This is a genomic window from Rhodococcus sp. 14-2470-1a (assembly GCF_002259425.1).
Classification (GTDB): Bacteria; Actinomycetota; Actinomycetes; order Mycobacteriales; family Mycobacteriaceae; genus Rhodococcoides; species Rhodococcoides fascians_E.
In genome coordinates, this window is sequence record NZ_NPFZ01000033.1 from 80,214 (window position 1) to 101,437 (window position 21,224).

Annotated in this window: 15 protein-coding genes; 11 read left to right on the plus strand and 4 right to left on the minus strand. The window is 65.7% G+C overall.

Going from position 1 to position 21,224, the window contains the following annotated elements; translation table 11 throughout:
- Positions 1-223: 223 nt before the first annotated feature.
- Complete coding sequence (locus CH292_RS22530) at positions 224-1,084, plus strand: RecB family exonuclease (protein ID WP_094655794.1); 861 nt, start codon at positions 224-226, stop codon at positions 1,082-1,084.
- On the plus strand, positions 1,063-1,932 hold the full coding sequence (locus CH292_RS22535) for a thioesterase family protein (protein ID WP_094655795.1): 870 nt from the start codon (positions 1,063-1,065) through the stop codon (positions 1,930-1,932). The genes CH292_RS22530 and CH292_RS22535 overlap by 22 nt, the downstream gene beginning before the upstream one ends.
- Before the next feature lie 9 nt (positions 1,933-1,941).
- On the opposite strand, the gene hisG is transcribed toward CH292_RS22535, so the two are convergent.
- The 4 genes from hisG to metH are packed head-to-tail and all read right to left on the minus strand — an operon-like array spanning position 1,942 to position 7,376.
- Positions 1,942-2,793, minus strand: coding sequence for an ATP phosphoribosyltransferase (hisG, locus tag CH292_RS22540; RefSeq protein ID WP_020110075.1), 852 nt, complete (start codon positions 2,791-2,793; stop codon positions 1,942-1,944).
- Positions 2,794-2,843: 50 nt separating this feature from the next.
- A complete protein-coding gene (locus CH292_RS22545; protein ID WP_094620656.1) occupies positions 2,844-3,125 on the minus strand; it encodes a phosphoribosyl-ATP diphosphatase in 282 nt (93 codons plus the stop codon).
- Complete coding sequence (locus CH292_RS22550) at positions 3,122-3,814, minus strand: HAD family phosphatase (RefSeq protein ID WP_094655796.1); 693 nt, start codon at positions 3,812-3,814, stop codon at positions 3,122-3,124. Before CH292_RS22550 ends, CH292_RS22545 begins: the two co-directional genes overlap by 4 nt.
- Entirely contained in the window at positions 3,807-7,376 is a 3,570-nt protein-coding gene (metH, locus tag CH292_RS22555) for a methionine synthase (RefSeq protein WP_094655797.1), read from the minus strand. The genes CH292_RS22550 and metH overlap by 8 nt, the downstream gene beginning before the upstream one ends.
- A 172-nt stretch (positions 7,377-7,548) precedes the next feature.
- Here metH and CH292_RS22560 point away from each other — a divergent pair, with 172 nt between their 5' ends.
- The 9 genes from CH292_RS22560 (at position 7,549) to CH292_RS22600 (ending at position 21,203) form a co-directional block, all read left to right on the plus strand.
- Entirely contained in the window at positions 7,549-8,460 is a 912-nt protein-coding gene (locus tag CH292_RS22560) for a PAC2 family protein (RefSeq protein ID WP_051104939.1), read from the plus strand.
- Positions 8,457-9,593 carry an MFS transporter gene (locus CH292_RS22565; RefSeq protein WP_094655798.1) on the plus strand — a complete coding sequence of 379 codons (1,137 nt, stop codon included), beginning with the start codon at positions 8,457-8,459 and terminating at the stop codon, positions 9,591-9,593. Before CH292_RS22560 ends, CH292_RS22565 begins: the two co-directional genes overlap by 4 nt.
- Before the next feature lie 90 nt (positions 9,594-9,683).
- The gene (locus CH292_RS22570) at positions 9,684-10,031 is read left to right on the plus strand and encodes a hypothetical protein (protein ID WP_019666282.1); all 348 of its coding nucleotides are present in this window, start codon (positions 9,684-9,686) and stop codon (positions 10,029-10,031) included.
- Positions 10,031-12,526, plus strand: coding sequence for a nitrite reductase large subunit NirB (gene nirB / locus CH292_RS22575; protein WP_019666283.1), 2,496 nt, complete (start codon positions 10,031-10,033; stop codon positions 12,524-12,526). The genes CH292_RS22570 and nirB overlap by 1 nt, the downstream gene beginning before the upstream one ends.
- Entirely contained in the window at positions 12,523-12,822 is a 300-nt protein-coding gene (locus CH292_RS22580; RefSeq protein ID WP_019666284.1) for a nitrite reductase (NAD(P)H) small subunit, read from the plus strand. Before nirB ends, CH292_RS22580 begins: the two co-directional genes overlap by 4 nt.
- A gap of 134 nt (positions 12,823-12,956) precedes the next feature.
- Positions 12,957-14,417 carry a TIGR02677 family protein gene (locus tag CH292_RS22585; protein WP_179278053.1) on the plus strand — a complete coding sequence of 487 codons (1,461 nt, stop codon included), beginning with the start codon at positions 12,957-12,959 and terminating at the stop codon, positions 14,415-14,417.
- Positions 14,414-15,820 (plus strand): TIGR02678 family protein, encoded by a 1,407-nt coding sequence (locus CH292_RS22590; protein WP_026347988.1) that lies wholly within the window; start codon positions 14,414-14,416, stop codon positions 15,818-15,820. The genes CH292_RS22585 and CH292_RS22590 overlap by 4 nt, the downstream gene beginning before the upstream one ends.
- Entirely contained in the window at positions 15,821-19,987 is a 4,167-nt protein-coding gene (locus CH292_RS22595; protein ID WP_094655800.1) for a TIGR02680 family protein, read from the plus strand. It abuts the gene before it with no gap.
- Positions 19,977-21,203, plus strand: coding sequence for a DUF2399 domain-containing protein (locus CH292_RS22600; RefSeq protein ID WP_230621017.1), 1,227 nt, complete (start codon positions 19,977-19,979; stop codon positions 21,201-21,203). Before CH292_RS22595 ends, CH292_RS22600 begins: the two co-directional genes overlap by 11 nt.
- Positions 21,204-21,224: the final 21 nt, after the last annotated feature.

Below are 21,224 nucleotides of genomic sequence, written 5' to 3' on the forward strand. Positions count from 1 at the left end.
TCCGACTGCGCCTCTGTCTCCGACTGCGTCTCGGGAGCCTGTGCCGACGGTTCAGCAGTCCCGAACACGGTTTCGTCCGAAGACTCCGAAAACCCGGAAGACACAGCCGACTACCTCTTTCGCTTTGCAGAACAGATCCGGTGGGCCCGGCGGGCCGACACTCGGCCGCCTAAGACTACGGCCTTGCGTGAATCTGTCGGTCCACGGGCTTAGTCTGCAGAGCGTGAGTATCACCGATGTGCCTGCACCACCCGTCCGAACCGGCTCCACCAGCTCGACCCGACGGAGCGCACCGGCCCTTTCTCCGTCCCGCGCGGGTGACTACAAGCAGTGCCCGCTGCTGTACCGCTTCCGTGCGATAGATCGGATACCGGAGAAATCGACGAAGGCGCAGGTCAAGGGGACGGTGGTGCACGCCGCACTGGAGGCGCTCTACGGAATGCCCAGCGAGAGCAGACATTCGGAGACGGCTGTCGGTCTCGTCGATGCCGCGTGGGATCGGGTGTGCGCCGAATCTCCTGAAGTCGCGGACGCGCTCGTCGGTGACGAGCGCACCGTTCTGCTGGACCAGGCTCGTGACCTGGTCGCCGGGTATTACGAGATGGAGGATCCCACTCGATTCGATCCGGAGTCCTGCGAGCAACGGGTCGAGATCGACCTGGAGGACGGTACTCCGCTCCGAGGTTTCATCGACCGAATCGACGTCGCGCCCAACGGAATGGTCCGCGTCGTGGACTACAAAACAGGTAAGGCCCCGCGGGAGTTCACCGAGGCGAAGGCGCTGTTCCAGATGAAGTTCTATGCGCTCGTGGTCATGCGTCTACGCGGAATCGTTCCGGCACAACTGAAGCTGATGTATCTGGCGGACAAGCAATCACTCACCTACACCCCGGACGAGGGTGAGTTGATCAGATTCGAGCGGATGCTCTCGGCGATCTGGAAAGCCATCGTCGCCGCAGGCAAGTCGGGCGATTTTCAGCCCAAACGTGGAAAGCTTTGCGGTTGGTGCGATCACCAGGCGCTGTGTCCCGAGTTCGGCGGCACTCCCCCGGCGTATCCGGGTTGGCCGGAGGCGCGGTCGTGACCGGCATTCCCGACGCTTTCTTCGTACCGCTCGGACGAGCGGAACCGGGTACCGAACGGTTCTCGAGTACAGAGCAGTTCTCGAGTACAGAGCAGTTCTCGAGTACAGAGCGGACGACGAGCCTCTGGGCGCCGACCATGCAGCACGGTGCTCCGCCGTCGGCTCTGCTGCTCCGTGCTCTCGAACGTGTGGAAGCCCGATCCGACGTTCGGGTGACGCGGGTGGTCGTCGAACTGCTCGGACCGGTTCCCATCGCGGACATCGTGGTGAGGTCCTGGGTGGAGCGTCCAGGCAAGAACATCGAACTCGTCGCGGCCGAGTTGTGGGCAACCACTGCGACCGGGGTGGACCGTGCTGTCGCTCGCGGAACCGCGTGGCGGATGACGACGGAAGACACCGCGGCCGTTGCCCATGCCGCGGATCGGCAACTCGCGCCGCTGACGGACGCGTCGTTGCATTCCTGGGGAGGGCGGTGGAAGTCCGGGTACCTCGACAACATCGAGGTTCAGGCACTCGGAAGCATCGGCGCCGACGGACCGGGCCTCGTCTGGGCGCGCCCGAAGACCGCTCTGGTCCTCGGTGAAACCATGACCCCACTCGAGCGTCTGTTCTCCATCGCCGACATCGCCAACGGGGTCGGTGCATCTCTGGACCTCGACCATTGGACGTTCCTGAACACGGACCTCACCGTGCATGTGTTCCGGATCCCGGAGGGCGAGTGGGTAGGTGTCGCGGCCGAGACCTCCGTGGGTCCGGACGGAGTGGCCATGTCCGCCGGCGTACTGCACGACGAGCACGGACCGGTCGGGCGTATCGCCCAGACCGTGCTGGTCCGTCCCCGTTCCTGACCGAACCGGTCAGAATGCCCGGCAGGACCGAATGTCCGACGCGAGAATAGCTTTCGCGCCGAGGTCGGCGAGATCGTCCATGACGGTGTTGTGAACCTTGCGAGAGACCATGGCACGCACGGCGATCCAGTTCTCGTCGGCCATCGGCGACAGCGTCGGGGACTCGATTCCGGGCGTGATCTTGACGGCCTCGTCGAGAATGGCCTTGGGGCAGTCGTAGTCCAGCATCAGATACTGCTGCGCGAACACGACGCCCTGGACGCGAGCGATGAGCTGCTTGCGAGTCCTGTCGGAGCGATCGCTGCCCTCACGTTCGATGAGCACTCCCTCGGAATCGCACAGCGACTCGCCGAATGCCACCAGGTTGTTCTGACGTAGTGAGCGGCCTGATTCCACGACATCGGCGATGGCGTCGGCGACACCGAGTTGGATGGAGATCTCCACAGCACCGTCGAGACGGATGACCGTTGCTTCCAACCCTCGAGCCGCCAGGTCGGCCTTGACGAGGTTCGGATAGGACGTGGCGATTCGCAGCCCGTTCAGGTCTGCCGTCGACCACTCCTTGCCCTGAGGTCCTGCGTACCGAAAGGTGGAGCGACCGAAGCCGAGACCGAGCAACTCCTCCACCGGCGCCCCGGAATCGAGTGCGAGGTCGCGGCCGGTGATGCCCAGGTCGAGTTGACCCGAACCGACGTAGATCGCGATGTCCTTGGGACGGAGAAAGAAGAATTCGACGCCGTTCGCGTTGTCGAGGACGGTCAGGTCCTTCGAGTCGCTGCGGCGACGATAGCCGGCCTCCTTGAGAATTTCGGCTGCGGACTCGGAGAGGGCGCCCTTGTTGGGAACTGCTACACGCAACATTGCGAGGTCCTTAGATCGGGAAAGTCAGACGGTGAACGTGTGCACACTGTTCACAGATGTCGGTAGACATCGTCGAGCGTCAGGCCCCGACCCACCATCAGCACCTGGACCCAGTACAGCAGCTGCGAGATCTCCTCGGCGAGCGCTTCGTCGCCTTCGTGCTCGGCGGCGATCCAGACCTCACCCGCTTCTTCGATGATCTTCTTGCCCTGCGCATGCACGCCTGCATCCAACGCAGCGACGGTGCCGGAGCCCTCGGGGCGGGTGGCAGCGCGGTCGGTCAGCTCGGCGAACAGGGAATCGAAGGTCTTCACGGTGAAAGATTCTTTCATGACGACGCGGGACGCCGTGCATCGCACCATGCCGAGCGGAGGTCGTCGGCCGTGAGACCGACGAGCGATTCGCGTACGACGTAGCCCGGAGACGCCGCCACAGCAACCTCCGACGGCACGAGGAGTACGGAGCATCCTGCTCGGTGAGCCGACAGCGACCCGGTCGGAGAGTCCTCGACCGCGAGGCACTGCGACGGGTCGAGGTCGAGCAGAGCAGCGCCCTTCAGATAGGGCGCCGGATGCGGCTTGCCTTCGTCGACTTCGTCGCCACTGACGGTGAAGTCGAAGTACTCACGCCCGATGGTGTCCAACGCGTTTTCGACGAGTCCGCGTTCGGTGTTGGTGACCAGTGCGGTCCTCAGCCCGATGTCGCGGGCGAGCGCCAGCGCGTCCTTGGCGCCGGGACGCCACGGGATGCCTTCGGCGAACAGTTCGGACACACGGGCGGTCAGCCAGTCGCGTCCAGCGGCGAGCGATTCCTCGGTGACGTCGGTGCCGGTGTGCACGAAGACCTTGGTGAGCGCGCCGCGCATGGAGTTGCCGAGCGTGCTCTCGCGAACCTCGGGGGTGAGCTCACGCCCGTGGGTCACGGACAGTTCCGCAACTGCAACGTCCCAGATCTTCTCCGAGTCGAGCAGTGTGCCGTCCATGTCCCACAGGACGCCCTGCAGAGACGAGTTGTCAGACATTGAAGTACTTGGCCTCCGGGTGGTGAAGAACGAATGCGTCGGTGGATTGCTCGGGATGCAGCTGCAGTTCTTCCGACAGCTTCACGCCGATACGTTCCGGTTCGAGCAGTGCCGCGAGCTTGACGCGATCCTCGAGGTCCGGGCACGCACCGTAGCCGAACGAGTAACGAGCGCCGCGATATTCGAGCTTGAAGAAGCCTTCCGCGTCCTCGGGATCGTCCTCGGCGACGCTTCGACCACCCGTGAGTTTCAGCTCCTCGCGGACGCGGCGATGCCAGTACTCGGCGAGCGCCTCGGTCAGCTGCACACCGATACCGTGCACCTCGAGGTAGTCGCGGTAGGAATCCGCCGCGAACAGTTCGTTGGCGAAGTCCGCGATGGGCTGGCCCATCGTCACCAGGTTCATCGGCAACACGTCGACATGACCGGTGTCGCGAGCACGCTCTCGCGACCGAACGAAGTCCGCGATGCACAGGAAACGGTCCCGCTGCTGCCTCGGGAAGGTGAATCGGAAGCGTTCGGGCGCATCAGGATTCGGCTCGGTGAGGACGATCACGTCGTCGCCCTCGGACACCGCAGGAAAGTAGCCGTACACCAGCGCCGCGTGGGCGAGAATGCCGTCCGTACTGAGGCGGTCCAGCCAGTACCGCAGCCGCGGCTTGCCCTCCGACTCGACGAGATCCTCGTACGTCGCTCCCTCACCCTTGCGAGCGCCGCGCAGACCCCACTGCCCGAGGAAGAGCGCGCGCTCGTCGAGCAGACCCGAGTACTCCGACAACGACACGCCCTTGACGATGCGGGTGCCCCAGAACGGCGGCACAGGAGTCTCGACATCGATCGCCACGTCGGACCGTTCCGGAACGACGACGGGAACCTCGGCCGCCTTCCGCTGCTCGGCGATTCGGCGCGAGCGCTCGTGACGCGCCTTCCGTTCCTCGGCCTTCGCCTTGGCTTCGAGCGCCTCCGGACTGTCCGGTGCCGGTCCCCCGCCTCGTTTGGTGGTCATGATGGTGTCCATCAGCCGTAGACCCTCGAACGCGTCGCGGGCGTAGTGGACATCGCCCTGATAGACGTCCTGAAGATCGTTCTCGACGTAGGACCGCGTCAACGCGGCCCCACCGAGCAGAACCGGGAACTGCTCGGCAACACCCTTGTTGTTGAGCTCGATCAGGTTGTCCTTCATGACGACCGTGGACTTCACGAGCAACCCGGACATGCCGATGACGTCGGCGCGCTTGTCGATCGCCGCTTCCAGAATGGTGGCAATCGGTTGTTTGATACCGAGATTGACGACCTCGTATCCGTTGTTGCTCAGGATGATGTCGACCAGGTTCTTGCCGATGTCGTGGACGTCGCCCTTGACGGTTCCGAGCACGATGCGCCCCTTGCCGTCGTCGTCGGTGGCCTCCATGTGTGGTTCCAGGTATGCCACAGCGGCTTTCATCACCTCGGCGGAGGCGAGGACGAACGGCAACTGCATCTGACCCGATCCGAACAGCTCACCCACGGTCTTCATGCCGGACAGCAGCGTCTCGTTGATGATCTCGAGCGGTGGCTTCTCGCCCATCGCGGCATCGAGATCGACGTCGAGGCCGTTTCTCTCACCGTCGACGATGCGGCGCTCGAGTCGCTCGAACAGTGGCAGCCGCGCCAGCTCCTCGGCCCGGGACTCGCGCGCAGACGCCGCCGAGACCCCCTCGAACAGCTGCATCAGCTTCTGCAGCGGGTCGTATCCCTCGGACCTGCGGTCGTACACGAGATCGAGCGCGGTTTCGCGTTGCTCGTCCGGAATCTTGTTCATCGGCAGGATCTTCGACGCGTGGACGATCGCAGTGTCCAGTCCGGCCTCGGTGCACTCGTGCAGGAACACCGAGTTCAGGACCTGACGCGCTGCCGGGTTGAGACCGAACGAGATGTTGGACAGACCGAGTGTGGTGTGCACCTTGGGGTACTTGGCCTTGAGCTGCCGAATTGCCTCGATGGTCTCGATGCCGTCTCGCCGGACCTCCTCCTGACCGGTGGAGATGGGGAACGTCAACGTGTCGACGATGATGTCCTCGTGGGACAGGCCCCAGTTGGTGGTGATGTCCTCGATCAACCGATCGGCGACGCGCACCTTCCACTCGGCCGTGCGGGCCTGACCTTCCTCGTCGATCGTCAATGCGACGACTGCCGCGCCGTGCTCCTTGACGAGCTTCATGATCTTCTGGAAGCGCGAATCCGGTCCGTCGCCGTCCTCGTAGTTGACGGAGTTGACGGCGCTGCGGCCGCCGAGGTGTTCGAGACCTGCCTCCAGAACTGCAGGTTCGGTGGAGTCCAGCATGATCGGAAGTGTCGACGCCGTCGCCAATCGTGATGCGAGCGCGGACATGTCGGCCGCACCGTCGCGTCCGACGTAGTCGACGTTGAGGTCGAGCATGTGTGCACCGTCGCGCGTCTGATCCTTGGCGATGTCGAGGCACTTCTCGTAGTCCTCGGCGATCATCGCATCGCGAAATGCCTTGGACCCGTTGGAGTTCGTCCGCTCGCCGATCATCAGGATGCTGGCGTCCTGCTCGAACGGCACAGCCGAGTAGAGCGATGCCACGCCGGGCTCGGGTGCAGGCGCCCGGTCGGCTTTCGCGACACCGTGGACGAGGTCCGCGACCTGACGGATGTGCTCCGGCGTGGTTCCGCAGCACCCACCGACGAGAGACAGGCCGTACTCGGACACGAAACCACCGAGCGCGTCGGCGAGTTCCGGCGCCGTCAACGGATACTCGGCTCCGCGAGGACCGAGCGTCGGCAAACCGGCATTCGGCATGACCGACACCGGGAGCGTCGAATGCTTCGACAGGTGGCGCAGATGCTCGCTCATCTCGGCAGGACCCGTCGCGCAGTTCAGACCGATCATGTCGATCCCCAGTGGCTCCAGCGCCGTCAACGCAGCACCGATTTCGCTACCGAGAAGCATCGCCCCGGTCGTCTCGACGGTCACGTGCGTGATGATCGGAATACGCACGCCGAGCTTGTCCATCGCGTGCTGACTGCCGATGATCGCGGCTTTGACCTGAAGCAGGTCCTGGCACGTCTCGACCAGGATGGCGTCGGCGCCGCCGTCGATCATGCCGAGCGCTGCCTCGACGTACGCGTCCCGCAACACTGCGAACGGCGCATGCCCCAACGTCGGAAGCTTCGTTCCAGGACCCATCGATCCCAGGACGAACCGCTCCATCCCGTCGCGTCCGGGTCCCATCTCGTCGGCCGTTTCGCGGGCGAGGCGCGTTCCCTTCTCGGCCAACTCGCGGATCCGATCCGAGATGTCGTAGTCGGCGAGGTTGGGGAGGTTGCACCCGAACGTGTTGGTCTCGACCGCGTCTGCACCGGCATCGAAGTACGCGCGGTGTATCTCCCGTAGGACATCCGGGCGCGTGTCGTTGAGGATTTCATTGCAGCCCTCGAGTCCGAGGAAATCGTCCAGCGTCAGGTTCGCATCCTGCAGCATCGTGCCCATTGCCCCGTCACCGATGACAACGCGACTGCGAATCGCATCGAGCAGGCTGGTTCTGTGTAGCGCAGGCATCCCTACAGAGTAATGGGCGCGTGGCTGTGCCCCTCACGGCGCAGCCTGGTCGTAGGCTGTCGTGGTGAGTCCCCGAAACCTCGACGGCAACCAACCCGCCGACAACGACGATACAGAACACGACAATCCGGACAGTGCGGCCGAAGCACTGCTGGAAGCGGTGTCCTCGGCTGTGTCGAACGCAACACCGGTGCCGACGGCCTCCGAACTCGACGACGACGATCTTCCGCTCCCGACCCTCCGCGACCCGATACTCGTCGCCGCGTTCGAGGGGTGGAACGACGCAGGCGACGCCGCGAGCGGAGCCGTCGAGCATCTGGAGTTGATCTGGGATGCGACGCCTCTCGCCGAGCTCGACTCGGAGGACTACTACGACTATCAGGTCAACAGGCCGACCATTCGGCAGGTGGACGGTGTGACCAGAGAGATTCAGTGGCCGTCGACGAGGTTGTCGGTGTGCTCACCGCCGGGAAGCGCCAGGGATGTGGTGTTGCTTCGGGGTATCGAACCGAACATGCGGTGGAGAAGTTTCTGCGACGATCTGCTGGAGTTCGTCGACCAACTCGGTGTCGACACCGTCGTGATCCTGGGTGCCTTGCTCGCGGACACCCCGCACACCCGTCCTGTTCCGGTGACGGGCAGTGCGTACAGCGTCGAAGCGGCGGAACGCTTCAACCTGGAGCAGACGCGCTACGAGGGTCCGACGGGCATCACCGGCGTGTTGCAGGACGAGTGCGTCAAAGCAGGTGTTCCGGCGGTCTCGTTCTGGGCGGCCGTGCCCCACTACGTCTCGCAACCGCCGAATCCGAAGGCAACCGTTGCGCTGCTTCAGCGTGTCGAGGACGTTCTCGACATCGAGGTTCCGCTCGGCGAACTCCCCACTCAGGCCGAGGAATGGGAGGAAGCCGTCACCGACATGACGAAGGAAGACGAGGAGATCAGCGAATACGTCCGCACCCTGGAGGAGCGCGGCGACGCCGAGGTCGACATCTCCGAGGCCATCTCCAAGATCGACGGGGACGCCATCGCTGCCGAGTTCGAGCGCTACCTGCGTCGACGAGGGCCGGGCAACTTCGGGCTGTGATCGGTTCCGACCCCGGGCGCCTGCGTGTTGCGGCACTCTATTTCGGGGGATTTCTCGGTCCGTTCGGCGGCGCCCTCGTGGCCTCGATGCTTCCCGAGATGGGTGCCTCGCTCGGCGTGTCGACAGGATCGGCGTCGGCATCCCTGACTGCGTACCTGCTTCCGTTCGCCGCGGTGATGCTGGTGTCCGGAACGCTCGGCGCACGCTGGGGACGCCTTCGCACCGTCCGAATCGCCTATGCGGTGTACACGGCCGCGTCGATCGTGTGCGTGTTCGCACCGAGCCTCGAGGTGTTGCTCGCTGCTCGCGCAGTGCAGGGATGCGGCAACGCGTTCACGACCCCACTGTTGCTCGTGACTCTCGCCGAGGCCACCCCACGAGCGCGGCTGGGCAGGGTGCTCGGAACGTTCGGTGCCCTGCAGGCGGCCGGACAGACGAGCGCCCCGCTCGTCGGGGGTCTCTCGGCCGAGTTCGACTGGCGATACGCGTTCGTCGTTCTCGCCTGTGTGTCCGCGGTTCTCGGCGTTGTCGGCCTCCCGAGAACCACCACTGCAGAACAGACAGCACCTCCCCGCGAACGTCTGCGCGACGCCCTGCGGCCCTACGTTCTGAGAGTCGGCGTGGTGGCGCTCCTGGGATGGGGAGCACTCGGCGGGGTGAACTTCCTCCTCGCGTATCGCGCGGAAGATCAGTTCGGACTGACGGCGTCCCAACGCGGACTGCTCCTGACCGTGTTCGGGCTCACCGGCATCCTGACCGCGCGCAGCGTCGGACGCCTCATCGATCGCCTCGGCGCACAGCGGACCGTGTTGATCGGTGCCGTCGCCGGTGCGGCGCTCGTGGCGGTTGCGGGCACCGTGCCCGTGCTGTGGGCGGTCGCAGCTGCCTGGGCGGTCGCCGGAATCGCGTCACAGTTCGTTCTCGTCGGCGTCAACGCCGCGGTACTGGCAGGCGGGTCCAGCCGGGGCGGCGCAGTGTCGGTGGTGCAGGCGTTCAGATTCTCCGGCGCGGCGGTTGCGCCGCTCGCTCTCACGCCGTTGTATCTCGCACATCCGTCGGCGGGATTCCTCGTACCCGCAATGCTTCTCGCCGTGGTCGCGCCCCTCGCCATGCCCCGAACCTCCGCGCCCTGACATCCGAGCACGGTGTCGTGTGAGCACATTCTGACCCTGCCGTAACCCGCACGCCTCCACCGCGTCACCGTTCGGCGCGACAGTCGTGGCATGGCAAGCACACCGCGGTTTCTGCAGGGCGTCTTCCCGTTCACCGGACACGGACTCGACAAGCCGGAGAACGTCGACCCGTCCACCACCTTCGTCGTACCGTCGGGATCGATCGCGCAGCCGCTGTACTTCAGGGGCGGAAACTCCAGCGACGAACTCGTCGTGGTCTCGTTGCTCCGGGACGGGCAGCCGATGCGTCTCTTCCCCATGGGAGCCAAGAGCGGGGTCAACATCCCGTTGCGTGTGGTCGAGGACGTCGACCCGGACTCGGTCCTGGAGCTGGTCGTCGCAGCTCCCGAGGGAACGACGGGCGAGGTCGTCGTCGACTTCGGTCTGGTGTTGATCTGATGTCGGGGTCCGAATCGAACAGGACCCGCCTGCTCGTGGTCGGCAACGGAATGGCAGGCGCCAGAACGGTCGAGGAAATTCTGAAACGGAGCGCCGATCGGTTCGACGTCACGATGATCGGCGACGAACCGTACGGCAACTACAACCGCATCATGCTCTCGCACGTGCTTGCCGGGGAGACCGGCGTCGACGACGAGGATCTCCTCCTGAACCCGATGAGTTGGTACCGGGAGAACGGCGTGACTCTGTACGCGGGCGACCGAGCAGTGTCCCTCGATCGGTTCGCGAAATCGGTGCGATGCGAGAGCGGTCGCGACGTGCCCTACGACATCTTGATCATCGCGACGGGAAGCAACACCTTCTTCCCCAACATGGACGGACTCCGTGAACCCGACGGCCGACTTGCCCGCGGCGTGTTCGGGTTTCGGACCATCGAGGACACCAACGGGATGCTGCAGATGGCGGCGTCGCAGGACGACCTGCGCGCAGTGGTCATCGGCGGTGGCCTGCTGGGACTCGAAGCAGCGTACGGTCTACGCACGCAGGGCCTCGATGTGGACGTCGTGCACTCCCCCGGTCATCTCATGAACCAGCAGCTCGACGAACGCGGCGGCAAGCTGCTGCGGAACAAGATCGAATCGCTGGGCGTGGGAGTGCACACGTCCAAACGCACGACCTCCGTTCTGCGCACCGAGACCGGCGCAGTTGCCGGTGTCGGTTTCGGCGACGGCACGTCGCTGCCCGCGGACATGATCGTCGTCACCGCGGGAATCCGCCCGAATGTCGAGTTCGCACGAGGGGGCGGCCTCGTCATCGAGCGCGGAATCGTCGTCGACGACCAGTTGCGCTGCGAGGACGAAGGATCGATCTTCGCGGTCGGTGAATGCTGCCAGCACCGAGGCGAGGTGTACGGCCTCGTCGCACCGCTGTGGGAGCAGGCCGTGGTACTTGCCGAGCACCTGACCGGCACGGATCCCGCTGCCGCATACCACGGTTCGAGGCTGACGACCAAGCTCAAGGTCGCCGGGGTGGACGTCGCCGCAATGGGCGTGAAGGGACCCGAGCGTGAGGACGACGAGTTCGTCCAGTTCTACGAGCCCAGAAGCGGTACCTACAAGAGCGTGGTCGTCCGCGACGGAAAGTTGATCGGCGCAACGCTTCTGGGTGACATCAGCAAAGCGAACTTCTTGACGCAGGCGTTCGACGAGAAGGTACCGCTGCCCGACGAGCGGATCAGCATGCTCTTCGACATGGGCACCCCTACCGCGGCGACCGGGGCTGCCGAACTGGCCGACGACGTTCAGGTGTGCAACTGCAACGGAGTCACGAAGGGCACGATCGTCGCCTGTGTCCACGCGGGCGCCAAGTCGATGGGCGACGTCACGGCCGCGACCCGCGCCGGGAAAGGATGCGGATCGTGCAAGGGGTTGGTCGCCGACATCCTGGCCTGTGCCGCAGGCGGCGCGGTCGAAGCCGACCCGGCTGCGGACTGGTACGTCCCGTGCATCCCGTTGTCCAAGCCCGCCCTCATCGAGGTGATCCGCGAGCGTGATCTGAGGTCGGTGTCGCAGGTGTTCACCGAACTGGCGACCGGCGGCCGCGAGGACGTGCCGTCGAAGATGCCGTTGGCGTCCTTGCTCCGCACCGTGTGGGGACCGGACTGGGTGGACGAGCGCGGAGCACTGTTCATCAACGACCGCGTCCACGCCAACATCCAACGCGACGGTACGTTCTCGGTGGTTCCCCAGATGAAAGGCGGCGTCACCACCCCGGACCAACTGCGCAGGATCGCCGACGTCGCGGACAAGTACCAGGTGCCGCTCGTCAAGGTCACCGGCGGACAACGCATCGATCTGCTCGGCATCAAGAAGGAAGACCTCCCCAAGGTGTGGGGCGATCTCGACATGCCGTCCGGTTTCGCCTACGGCAAGAGCATGCGGACCGTCAAAACCTGCGTCGGCAGCGACTTCTGCCGGTTCGGTCTCGGCGATTCGACCGCACTGGGCATCGCGCTCGAGGACCGGTTCCAGGGCTTGGAGACCCCGGCGAAGCTGAAACTCGCCGTCGCCGGCTGCCCCCGCAACTGTTCCGAGGCACTGTGCAAGGACCTCGGTGTCGTGTCCGTCGGCGAGGACAAGTGGGAGATCTACGTGGGCGGTGCAGCGGGAGCGCACATCAGGAAGGGCGATCTGCTCGCCACCGTGGTCGGCGCCGATGAAGTGATCCGTGTCGCGGGAATCTTCATCCAGCACTATCGGGAGACGGCCCACTGGCTCGAGCGGACCTACGCCTGGGTTCCCCGTATCGGCCTGGAAGCACTCCAGCGGATCTTGATCGAGGACGCCGACGGGATCGTCGCGGGATTGGAGCAACGAATGCAGACGTCCGTCGACGGCTACCGCGACCCGTGGCAGGACCGGGTCGAGCAGAAGTCGCCCGCCCAGTTCGCACCGTCGCTCCCCCTGCTCCCGCTGCCTCGGGTCCCGGTCCGATGAGCATCCCCGTCGGTGCCGTGGAGGACCTGACACCTGGGGAAGGCCGCGCCTATGTGGTCGACGGCAAGCAGGTTGCCGTCTTCCTGCTCGGTGACGGCACCGTACGCGCCATGGACGCCGTCTGTCCTCACAAGGGAGGCCCGCTCGCGGACGGCCAGATCGACGGCTCCGTGGTGATGTGCCCGCTGCACCAGTACACGTTCTCGCTCGACACGGGTGTGTGCCCCAGCGGCATCGATTCCGTCAGGACATACCCGGCAGCGGTGGTGGACGGGAAGGTCACCGTCGACGTCTGAATCGCACCCTTCGGCGTGTTTTTCGCTCCTGGGCAGTGGACGCCTACCCTGTTGCAGTGAGCGAATCAGGAGCGGAGCCGGTGGTCGACGACATCCGGCACAGTACTGCGACTGCTTTTCTGCAGGAAGAACGGCTGAAACTGTTCGCGTTCACGGTGGCAGAGAAGCGGGCCGAGTACCTCTGGGTGTTGCGCGCGTTCGACATCGCACGCGCCAACTACGTCGTGTTGCTGCACGCCGCCGATGTCGCGGACACACTGGCGAGGAATGCGCCGGAGAGTCTTCGGCTCGGAGCGGCGGAGATCGCGCCCCTGCTCGAACAACTGCACGCGTGGGAACTACTCGAGCGGAGCTACGACGGATCTCGCGCGGCGACACTCGCGGAGTATCGGAACCGTCATTTCGTGTATCAGTTCAGCGGCGCCGGGTACAAGGCATTCCGCGCCGTCGAGGACGTGCTGGGCGCACGGCTCGACGACGCCTCTCTGTCCCGGCTCGTTCTGCCCGAACTTCTCGCCGACATGCACGAGCTCGCCGAGGCCAATCGGCAAGCGGACGGCGATCGCATCTACCGCAAGCTTAGCCGCCTGGACTCCGCGCTGTCCGAAATGGCAACGCGCGCAGCACATTTCTACCTCGTTCTCGGCGACCTGGTGCGTACCACGGAAATCACCCCCGAGACGTTTCTGGTGCACAAGGATGCGCTGTTGACGCACATGCGCGAGTTCAGCTCGGATCTGACGCGGTACGCACCCAAGCTCGCCGAAGCCATCGCGGTGGTCGAGTCGACCGGAATATCGGAACTGATCCACCGGGCGGCGGTCAGCGACGAGCGCGTGTTCCTCACCGTCGAGGAACGCACGGCGGACTGGCGGGCACGGTGGTCCGGCCTGTCGCACTGGTTCGTCGCAGCAGACGCCGAGCTCAGCGAGTCCGAACGCCTCCGCGAGGGCACCATGAGCGCGATCGCGGCCGTGCTGTCGCTGCTCCGACGCGTCACGGAGACCCGGAAGGGCGGCGTCAGCCGTGAAAGTCAGCTCCGTCACCTGGCGGGATGGTTTGCGAACACGTCCAGCGAAGACAGTGCGCATGCCCTGTTCCACGCCGTGTTCGGGCTCGGCCGTCCGCGCCATCTGTCGATGGTGCACCCGGACGCCGACATCATCCCCACCTCCCGCTCCTGGTGGGAGGCACCACCGGTGGAGATCTCACGGACGCTGGCGGAGACCGGTCGGGCGCCGTCGCCCGGGCTTCCCGGCCGGGTGCAACGCAACGACGGCGGAATCAGGAGGCTCCGCGAGCAGCAACTCGAAGCCCAGCGAGTCCGCAGTGCAGCCGCACGTTCACTGGCGTCCGACGGCGTCTACGAACGGACCCTCGACGAGGAGGAAACCGAGGTGCTGCTCGGCCTACTGAACGCCGCACTGACCGCGCGAGTTCGGGTCAGTGGACGAACGTCGGGATCCACTGGATCCGACAGCGGGGTGAAGCTCACGTTGACCACATCCGAGACCTCGACCGTCGTGCACACGGCGCGCGGCCGACTGCACCTGGACCGTCTGCAGCTGGACGTGGCCGAGGTGGCCGGTCGATGAGAGCACGTGAAATACCTTCTCTCGCACTCGATTCCTACCAGCGCGCCGCGAGAGTGGCATTGGCGAACCACCTGGTCACGCGAGACTATCCGGACCGAATCGCGCTGCCACTTCTGCGCAGGTGGGCGACGGAACTGCGCGAGGACCTTCTCGAACTCTTCGGGTATCGACTCGAGGTCACCGAGACGACGGCCCGCGTGTACCCGGTGATCGACTCGCTCGATCCGAGCCAACCCGCCCGCACGGCCTCGGACCGCATCTTCGATCGACGCCGATACGCCTACCTGGCACTGGCCATGGCCGCGTTGGGACGAGCAGGCAACCAGATCACTCTGTCCGAACTGGCCGACCACGTCGCCGCCGAGGCCGGGCAGGTCGACGGCGTCGAGTTGGAAGCGGATCGAGCGTCCGACCGGGATGCGTTCGTCGACGCGGTCGGCTGGTTGGCAGCGCGCGGTGCCATCTCTCTCGCCGACGGGGACGCGTCGGGCTGGGCGAGCAATCCGTCCTCGGGCGAGGCGTTGTACGACATCGAGCGTTCGGTGGTCGTCGCGTTGTTCCGGCCGCCGCGAGCAGTGCAGCATCTGCGTTCGGTCACCGGCCTGCTCGTGGGATCCGACTCCCCGGTCGACGAGGATTCGGACGACGACGCCGCGCGCCCCACGGATCCGAAAGAGACGTTGCGCAAGGTCAGACGCGCTCTGGTCGAACGCCCCGTCGTGTACTTCGAGGATCTGGATCAGGACGGGCGCACCGCACTCGCGGCGGACAGAACCGTCGCCGACGTGGAACTGCTCACCGGCTTGGTGTCCGAACGCCGCGCCGAGGGTGTCACGCTGATCGACACCGCGGGCAGGATGTCCGACGTACGGTTCCCGAGTACCGGCACCATCGCCCAGGTCGCACTGCTCCTGGCCGGCGAGATATCCGACCGTGTCGTCGACCCGGACGCCGACGCCCTCGCACACCATGCGCTCGCGCACCACGCGATCGTCGCGGACGACGACTTGGTGACGCGGCTGGATGCGGCCATCCCCGGCGGCGGAATCTTCGACGACCTGGCCGAATTCGGGTCGCCGACGGGCCCTGTCCCCGATACCGGCACCCCACCGGCCACCTATCCGTTCGTGGAGAACAGTTGGCTCGCGCACACCGTCGCCGATCTGGTCGAACGTTTCGGCCGCACGTTCGCCGCCCAGTGGCAAGCCGACCCCGACGGCCTGCGTGAACGAGCGGTGCAGATGCTGCATCGACTTCGGTTGGTGCACATCATGTCCGGCGGAGTTCTCGTGCTTCCCGTCATCGCCCGGTATCGCGATGTGATGGTGAGCGTGCGAGACCGGGTACCGCAGGACTCCTTGTTCGACAGCCGTTCCACGGACACAGAAATCGAGGCGCAGTAGATGACCGCACACTCCGAGCGCTTCCGCCCGACGCGAGCAGGAATCGTCAACCTGTGGGACTACCGTGACCAGGAGTTCTCGTTCGCCGACGGGCGGCTCGTCCTCCGTGGTCCGAACGGTTCGGGTAAGACCAAAGCCCTCGAAGTTCTGTTCCCCTTCGTCCTCGACGGGCGCATCGAACCGCGCCGGCTCAACCCGTTCGCGGGTGAGGAACGGACGATGAAGTCCAACCTGCTCTACCGCGGTCAGGAGAGCGCGCACTCCTACGTCTGGATGGAGTTCTCGCGCGGCACTCACGAGGACCCGGAGTCGGTCACCGTCGGAATCGGAATGCGTGCCAGCAGACAGAACGACAAGGTCACTCGCTGGTACTTCGTCGCCGACGGTCGCGCCGGGGTGGATTTCTCGTTGCTGGGCTCCGACGACCGCCCGCTCACCAAGAAGCAACTCGCCGAGCAGTTGGGCACCGACGCTTTGACCGATCGTCCCGTGGACTATCGGGCTGCTATCGACGCTCGCATGTTCGGACTCGGCGCGGAGCGGTACGACCAGCTGATCAATCTCATTCTGACGCTTCGCCGTCCGCAGCTCGCGAAGAACCTGGATCCGAAGGGGTTGTCGCAGGCGCTGACCGACGGGCTGCGTCCCCTCGACGATCAGTTGGTGCTCGAAGCTGCGCGCTCGTTCAGCGACATGGAAGAGGTCGGGCGGGCCCTCGAAGGTCTTGCCCAGGCGGACCAGGCGGCGAAGAATTTCGTCGGGGTCTACTCGAAGTATCTCCGTGTGCAGGCTCGCTCGGATGTCGAACAGGTCTCCCGCAGGCTCGAAGCGGTGACCCATGCGACAACGGCGCACTTCGCCGCAGCCGCACTGAAGGAACGTCGGTTGCAGGAGCGTCTGGCGGCGGAGAAGCGATTCGACGACGCCGAACGCGCCCTCGACCAGGCCCTTGCCGATCGCGAGACGCTGCAGCGTTCGAGCGCGTACGAGGGCAAGCAGCAACTCGACGACTTGGCGGAATCGGCTGCGAAACTGAAGGTCTCGGCCGCCCAACAGTCCGAGCGTGCACGGGGTGCGCAGGCCGAACTCGAGAAGCGCACCACCGAATCCGCGAGGGCGGACACTGCGCTGAAGGATGCGACGACAGCGCTCGCTCGCGCCGAGGAGGAGTTGCAGGCCGCTGCCGAGGACGCAGGTATCGCGTGGGCGTCGATGCCCGCGGGCGCGCGCACCGACCAGTTCAGCACCGCTGTGCGTGGTCACGCCGAGGAACGTGACGGCGACGTGCGCGCCGTGCGGGAAGCGCTCGGAACAGCGGAGAAGGCGAGCACCGAACGTGCGCGCGCGGACCGCAGTGCCACCAGGGCGCACGAGTTGCTGGACGCCGCACGCGCGGCCGTGACGGAAGCCGAGGCATCGGTGGAACTCGCACGGGCGCAGTACACGTCGGCGCTGCGGGCGTGGTGGTCCGAACATTCGTCCACCTACCAACTCGCCGGCATCACGTCGTCGGCGTTCGAGGCTCTCGATGCCGCCGTTCCGCGTATCGGCGAGGACGACGGGCCGAGCTTGGACACCGTGCTCGCCGACGCCTCGGCCGACGGACTCGATACCGTCCGGGCTCGGCGAACGCACGCACAGCTCGGTGCTGCCGCGCTGACCGAGGAACTGTCCTCGATGCGGGCCGAGCGGGACCTCGTCAGCGCCGAACACGACGACGCACCTCCACCCTTCGCGGCACGCACGTCCTCGCGTGACGGTCTGCTCGGTGCGCCGCTGTGGCAGCTCGTGCGGTTCGCCGAGGGCGTCGATCCGTCCGAGGCGGCAGGTGTCGAATCCGCACTGCAGGCCGCGAACCTGCTCGACGGCTGGGTCTCGCCGACAGCCGTCCCCGACTCGCTCGAGTCCGAGCAGTACCTCGTTCCCGCTCCCGTGGAGTCCCGCCCGACCGGTCCCACCTTGGTGGACGTCCTCGTTCCCGAGTCGGGGACGGACGTGCCGGAGGAACTGATTCGAGACATCCTGTCCTCGATCTCGTTGGGACTGGTCGACGGCGTGACGTGTGTCGGTGTCGACGGCCGGTTCCGTCAGGGACTTCAGCGGGGACGGCATCGGAAGCAGGACGCCGAGTACATCGGAGCGACGGCCCGCGCAGCCCGCCGCGCTACCCGTATCGCCGAGCTCGACAAATCCATCGCCGGTTCCGAGGCGTCGCTGAACGCCACCCGAGAAGAGGAACGCTCGGCCGCCGACCTTCTTCGCGGACTCGCCGCGGCAGCCAAGCAGCTGCCCAAGGCGTCGGCGATCATCAAGTCGCAGAAGGCCGTGACGGAATCCGCCGGGGCTTTGCGGACGTCACAGGCCGGGGCAGCTGCTGCGGACGCCGAACTCGACCAGGCCATCGCGGAACTGTCCGCCCGAGAAAAGCATCTACGTTCCACGGCGGTCGCGCACCGCACACCGCACACCGCGCGGGAGATCGACTCGCTGGCCGCGGCCATTCGACATTTCCAGAATCAAGGCGAGCTGGTCCTGCGCCGACGCGGTGACCGCGTGCGCGAGGCCGAACGCGGTCGCGAAGCGTTGAACAGGTTGGAGGAGCAGACCGGCCTGGCCGAGGAACTCGCGGAGGAAGCGGCCATCGCCGAGGAGAATCATCTTCAACAGGTCCAGAAGCTGGAGATTCTCAGCGAGAAGCTCGGGTCGACGGCCGATCAGATCAACGCCGATCTGGAACGTGCGCGCGGGAAGATCGAGGCGTGCAAGGTCGAGCAGCGCGCCGCCCGCAAGGCCGACAAGGACGCAGGCGAGGCCATCGGTAAGGCCGAGGGTGCGTGCAACACCGCACAGGAGAGTCTGCGCGCTGCACTCACCGAAGGAATCGACGACGCCAAGCGTCTCGCTCCCTACGCACGCAAGGACCTGCTCGCCATTCTCGGTGTGCACGATCCGTACGCGTGGCCGTCGAGCGACTCCGCGTGGCTCGGCGTCGAGCAGATCCTCTACCGCATCCAGCATGCGGCGGCGCCGGACGACGACTTCCAGGTGCTCCCGGTCGCAGTCGCCGGACTGCACGCGGCGCTCGACGAGGCCACGGCATCGGTGAAAGCCGGTGAGTCCTACCGCAAGAGCACGCGCACGTCGCTGACGACCGCGCTGCAGGAGTTCGACTCGCAGCTCGCGTCGTCCGGTCAGGACTACCGACTTCAGTGGGACGCCCCGGACGGGTTGACAGTGGTTCGCGTCCAGGACGAACAGGGCTACTCCTCGATCGGCGACTTCGCCGACCGCATCGGCGACGCACGATCCAACCAGGAGACGCTCCTCACCGAGCACGAACGCAGGATCCTCGAGGATGCTCTCCTGACCGGGCTTGCACAGCAGATCCACGAACGCACCGTCGACGCTCGTGAGCTCATCGGACAGATGGCCAGTGAGATGAAGCAGCGAAAGATGTCCTCCGGCAACACCATCGGCGTGCATTGGGTTCTGGCGGACAATCTCGACGACGGTGCCCGCGAGATCTCCAAGCTGCTCGACCGGGACGCGTCGGCATTGAGCTCGGACGACCTCGCGAAGATGCGCGCGCACTTCGCATCCGAGATCAGAATTGCCCGAGCTGCGCATCCCGAGCGCTCGTATCCCGAGATCCTGGCATCGACGCTGGATTACCGACGCTGGCGTGTGTTCTCGTTCAGTCTGATTCGAGGCGACGGCACCGAGGATCGGCTCACCGTCGCCAAGCACAGTGCGTTGTCCGGAGGCGAACAGTCGGTGTCGCTTCACCTGCCGTTGTTCGCCGCAGCGCATGTGATGCTGTCCTCCGCGGATCCTCACTGCCCACGGCTGCTGGCGCTCGACGAAGCGTTCGCAGGCGTCGACGACAACGGTCGCAGCGAGTTGCTCGGCCTGAGCGTTCAGTTCGATCTCGACCTGTTCATGACCGGATTCGACCTCTGGATCACCTACGCCGACGTGCCGGGCTGTGCGCACTACGACCTGGCGCATTCAGCGGCCGAGAACACCGTCAGCGCAGCATTGATGGTATGGGCGAACGGCGAGCTGCTCCAGGAACACGACGGAGGTGACCTGGCGTCCGCACTCGGGTCGCCGCTGACGAGGCGCGTTCCGACCCGAGCGGAAGGTGGGCTCGACTTTGTCCGATGATCACGGCGCCGGGTGGCGCGGCACACCGGAACTCGACGTGCTGTTGGCCGCTGCACGCAAGAAGCTGGAGTCCAACTGGCTGAAGGTCGAGGGCAGCGTCACCGTACAGCTCGATGCCGCGCCGGACCTGTCGAGGCTCATGAGCGCAGTGAACGGATCGTCGTCTCAACTGAGCCGAGCGAGGTCGTCACGACTCGATCTTGCCCGGTTCGACGCCTGGCTCGGCCACTCCGTCAACGGCGGTGTCGGATTGCTGGACACACTGCGAGAGCGTGCACCGCTGCAGGACAAGAAGCGCATCGCCGCGGACAAGGCCGACGTCAAGGCGCGGGCGCTCGACAACGCTCGCTCGCTGCTCGCGACAACCGATCACGGCGAGTGGTTGGATCGCTGGCTCTCGTCTCTGTTGAATCAGGACGGAACCCTCGGCGGCCGCGTCGCCGTCGATGCTCTGGCTGTCGCGACCAAGGTCCTCGCAGTGCTTCCCGCGGACGGTCTTTCCTTGACGGAAGTGGCCGAGCTGGCCTGCGGCGACACGAAGGCTCTCTCGTCCGGCGGTGCACCCAAGCTGGTCCTGGAAGCGTTGTCTCTCAAGGAGGGTATTCCGCGGCCGGTCGATCCTGTCGGCATTCGTCTGCTGTGGGAAACCGCGGGCGTCTCGGTCGATGCACTGTCCAGCCGTGTCGTCGTGCTGGGGTATCGGGTCTCCGAGGACCACGTGGTGGCCCGGTGGTCGAACGAAGCCGCGGACGCGGGCATTCCCTTTCCTCTGACGCTCGACATGATCACTCGGGGACCACTGACCAACACCGCGGACCGAATCTTCGTGTGCGAGAACATCGCCGTGATCGCCGCTGCAGCGCGAACATTGGGTGGTGAGTCCGGGGCGATCGTCTGTACCGACGGGCAACCGTCCGCTGCGGTGCACAAACTGCTCGCCGGGCGCCGGTCGGGGACCGAGATCCACTGGCGCAACGACTTCGACTGGGCAGGGTTGCGCATGACCGGTCGCGCTGTCGCCCGCTACGACGCCGTCCCCTGGCGGATGGACCTGCAGTCCTACGAGCAGGCGCTGGATGCGAGAAACTCGGAGCCCCTCAAAGGTTTTCCCGCGGAGAGCCCGTGGGACCCCGAATTGGCACACGCGATGCACCGGTCCGGCCGGGCAGTGATGGAGGAACGGACCATCCCCGATCTTCTGCGCGACCTGAGCTGAGCCGAGCGTCCCCGACAAGAA